The sequence below is a fragment of the Stenotrophomonas sp. 05L44_2 genome (assembly GCF_056665995.1).
The window spans coordinates 1-3,770 of the sequence record NZ_JBFTNR010000418.1 but is presented as its reverse complement, the minus strand read 5'-3'; the positions used below and the strand labels follow the sequence as shown (position 1 = coordinate 3,770).

Sequence of the window (3,770 nt, the reverse complement as noted above, 5' to 3'; positions counted from 1 at the left end):
ATCCTGCCTGGTGGCAGGGGCTACAGGCGCGCTTTGCGGCGGGCGATTATCCGGACACGCCACCGTATTCGGCTGCGCAGCGGTTGGCGTGATTGGCCGCGCCGACTGCGAGGAACTCGGGTAATCTCGGCACTTTCATCACCAAGGATCGGCAATGATGCGTTCTCCCCTGTTTCTCGCCTTCGCGCTTGCGATCGGCTCGGCTGGCGCCCTGCTCAGCACCGATGCGGCAGCGCAGAGCACACGCGCGGTGCGTGCCACCGCCGAAGCCAGCATGGTCTTGACCGGCAACATCGATGTCGCTGCAGATGGTGCGGTCAGTGGCCTTGTGCTGGACCAGCAGGTGTCGATCGCACCGGCCATCGCCGCGTTCGTGGATGGCACGATCCGCAGGTGGCAGTTTGAACCTACCCTGGTGGACGGAAAGCCGGTGGCGAAACATGCACCGTTGCGTGTACGTCTGCTTGGCAGGCCCGGCGTCGATGGCAGCACGGAAGTGCGCATGACCAGCGTGGATTTCAGCGAGTATGACGACAAGGCCACCGACGCAGTGACCGGAAACCAGATGAGGCCTCCGCGCTATCCGGAGGCGGCATTCCGCGTCGGCGCACAGGGCGAGGTGATGCTGCTGGTCAAGGTCGAGCGTGATGGTGTGGTTGCCGACGTCATCGCCGAACAGGTGAACATGGGCGTGGTGGCACCCGAGCACGCGATGCAGAAGATGCGCGACATGCTGGCCAAGGCCAGCATCAGCGAGGCCCGCAAGTGGACGTTCACTCCGCCGACCTCCGGCGGGGACAAAGGCCTGGCGTTCTGGACCGTGCGCGTGCCGGTCACCTTCGCGCTGAACGACAAGGGCAGCAGGCAACCCCCCACTCCTTACGGCCGCTGGCAGGCCTACATTCCCGGCCCCCGCCAGCAGGCCCCGTGGCGCACCACCGACGATGCCGCGCAGGTCGGTACCGATCTGTTGCCGGCCGGTGGCGTCTACATGGTCGATAGCGCTACCCGCGGGCTGCGTCTGTTGACTCCGCTTGCCGAGCAATGATGCCGGTCAACCGCCCCCACGTTTCATCGGCCCCTGCCCGGGGGTCAGACTTCATCATCTTCATGCACAAGGAGTGGCTGTGATGCGTTCTTCTCTTTTCCTGGCACTGGCCCTTGCGGTGTCTGGCGGTGCCGCCCTGATCGATACCGCCGATGCGCAGACCGCGCGCGAGGTACGCAGGCAGGCCGAGGCCAGCATGACCCTTGGTGGCGTCATCGACATCGGCCGCGAAGGCCAGGTTGAAGGGTTCCAGCTCGATCGTCGCGAGAAGATCGACGCGGGTATTGCCGATTTCGTGGACAAGGCCGTGCAGGGCTGGCGTTTCGACCCGGTGCTGGTCAATGGCGCGCCCGTGCAGGCACGCACTGCGGTGCGCCTGCGGCTGATGGCCGACAATGCTGCCGAGGGCACCATGCGGGTCCGCCTGGTCGATGCCAATTTCAGCAAGGTGGATGGCGAGCGTGAGGTCGGCACCGACAGGGTGACCAGCAATGCACTGCGGGGACCGGATTACCCACCGCAGGCGGTGACCATGCAGGGGGAGGGCACGGTCATGCTGATGGTCAAGGTCGGCCGCGATGGCAGGGTGGCTGATGTGATTGCCGAGCAGACCAATCTGACCGTGATTGGTACCGCGCGCGCGATGAACCAGCTGCGCGATATCCTGGCCAAGGCCAGCGTCAATAGCGCCAAGCGTTGGACGTTCAACCCGCCCACAACCGGCGAGGACAAGGATCGCGAGTTCTGGACCGTGCGCGTACCGGTGCGCTTCGCCTTCCAGGATTCGCGTGAGCGTTACGGCCGCTGGACCGCGTACATTCCCGGCCCGCGCCAGCAGGCGCCGTGGAAGACCGGTGAGGAAACCCTGGCCGCCGGAAGCGATCTGCTGCCCGAAGGCGGTGTGTACATGGTCGGTCGTGCGCAGGAAGGCCCGCGCCTGCTCACCCCGCTGGGCTGATGCGTCATTGCGGGATGCGCCGGGCCTGCCCCGGTGCATCCCGCTTGAATCGATGTGCTCAATCGGCGTGCGGGTACACCACSRYSCGGTTGCGGCCCTGTTCCTTGGCCAKGTASAGGGCCTTGTCGGCCAASCGCAGYGCCTGTTCCGGATCGGTATGGAAACTGGGGAAGTGGGCCACTCCCAGTGACACGGTGATGGTGCCCACCGGAGCGAACGGTTCGTCGGCGATGGCCTGGCGCAGGCGCTCGCCGGTGTGCCGGGCCGCTTCGATGCCAACGCCCGGCAGCAGCACCAGGAACTCCTCGCCACCGGCGCGGCACAGCACGTCGGTCTCGCGCGAATGGCGGCGCATCTGTTCGGCGATATGGACGATGGCCGCATCACCGACGTCGTGACCGTGGCTGTCGTTGATCGACTTGAAGCGGTCGATATCCAGCGTCAGGATCGCAAACGGCAGGCCCTGCGCCTGCAGCGCGTCGAGCGCCTGCTGCAGCCCGCGACGGTTGAGCAGGCCGGTCAGCGGATCGGTACGGCTGGCGCGGTTGAGCGTGCCGATCCGGTCCTGCAGCGCATTGAAGCTGTACAGCACAGCCTGTTTCAGCTGCGCCACTTCGAAGTACCAGGCACGGATGCCATTGACGTGGCTGATCGCATTGCCGGTGTCCTCGCCGTCCTGCACGTTGCGCGCCAGCTGCCACAGCGGCAGCGAAATGCGGCGGGCGAACCACCAGGTGATCAGCAGCGACAGCACGCCCAGCGGAATGGCATTCCAGATCACCGCCGACATCAGGCGTGACAGCGGCTGCAGCGTCGCCTCGGTCGGGCGCTGCGCGACGATGCCCCAGCCGGTTGCCGCCACGGGCGCGTAACCGGCCAGCATCGCCACCTGGTGGTTGTTGCGCACCTGCTGCGCACCGCGCTGGCCACGCATCACTTCTTTCACCGCCGGGTTGTTCAACGCGTAGGTGCCCACTTCCTTGGGGTTGTTGTGATAGATCAGGCGGCCATGGCGGTCCACCACGTACAGGTAGGAACCATCGCGGTAGTAGTGCGTACCCAGCAGGGTGTTGAGTGCACTGCGCTGGCGCAGGTACAGGGTGCCGCTCACATAGCCCCGGTACTGGCCGCTGCGGTCGAATACCGGGTGCGAGATCGAAATCAGCAGCTTGCCGGTGGCCGACTGGTAGGGATCGCTGATCATCGGCTGGCGCCGTYCCAACGCTGCCTTGTTGCCAGCGCTGCGCAGGATCTCGCCCTGCAGCTGCAGGCTCTGCGGCGAGGTCGCGATCACCCGCCCGTCGTTGGCCACCACCAGCGAGGAGTTGAAGCTGCTGGACTGCAGCTGCAGGCGACGGGCCTCATCCTGCGCCTGGGCCGGATCCATGTCGTTGTCGCCAAGCCGGGTGGCGGCATAGGCCAGCTGCTGCTGCGCGGCCAGCAGGAAGTTCTGCGTGGTCTCGGCCAGCTTGGTGGCGTACACGCGGTTGGCTTCCAGGGTGTTGCCCACCAGCTGGTCGCGCTGTACGCGATAGCTGGCAAGCAGCGTGTTGGCCAGGGCGATGACGGCGCTGAGCAGGGCCAGGGCAAGGATCAGCTTGCCCAGGTTGAGGCGGGGGGACAGCGTGCGCATGCGGTTGAAGAATCGTGCAGGGCTGGACCCGCCGGATCCTCCGGATGGGGCAACAGCGGAAATCGGCGGCCCGGCCAGCGCGGCCGGGGCGGAGAGTCAGGCATTTGTCCCGCAGATTATCGCCAATTCAC

The 3,770-nt window shown here is 66.1% G+C and carries 3 protein-coding genes; 2 read left to right on the top strand and 1 reads right to left on the bottom strand.

The window, feature by feature from the left end:
* The first annotated feature begins 154 nt into the window (after window positions 1-154).
* Together AC1VAN_RS14690 and AC1VAN_RS14685 are read left to right on the top strand one after the other, a co-directional pair.
* Window positions 155-1,048: an energy transducer TonB gene (locus AC1VAN_RS14690; protein WP_313446724.1), complete on the top strand. Its 894-nt coding sequence runs from the start codon at window positions 155-157 to the stop codon at window positions 1,046-1,048.
* Window positions 1,049-1,130: 82 nt separating this feature from the next.
* Entirely contained in the window at window positions 1,131-2,006 is an 876-nt protein-coding gene (locus tag AC1VAN_RS14685) for an energy transducer TonB (protein WP_313446726.1), read from the top strand.
* 58 nt (window positions 2,007-2,064) lie between these two features.
* On the opposite strand, the gene AC1VAN_RS14680 is transcribed toward AC1VAN_RS14685, so the two are convergent.
* Entirely contained in the window at window positions 2,065-3,639 is a 1,575-nt protein-coding gene (locus AC1VAN_RS14680; protein WP_480986071.1) for a sensor domain-containing diguanylate cyclase, read from the bottom strand.
* Between the last annotated feature and the right edge of the window lie 131 nt (window positions 3,640-3,770).

What these genes read in the sequence shown, in the direction of transcription:
- AC1VAN_RS14685 (WP_313446726.1), top strand. Translation starts at nt 1,131, where the DNA reads ATGCGTTCTTCTCTTTTCCTGGCACTGGCCCTTGCGGTGTCTGGCGGT.
- AC1VAN_RS14690 (WP_313446724.1), top strand. Translation starts at nt 155, where the DNA reads ATGATGCGTTCTCCCCTGTTTCTCGCCTTCGCGCTTGCGATCGGCTCG.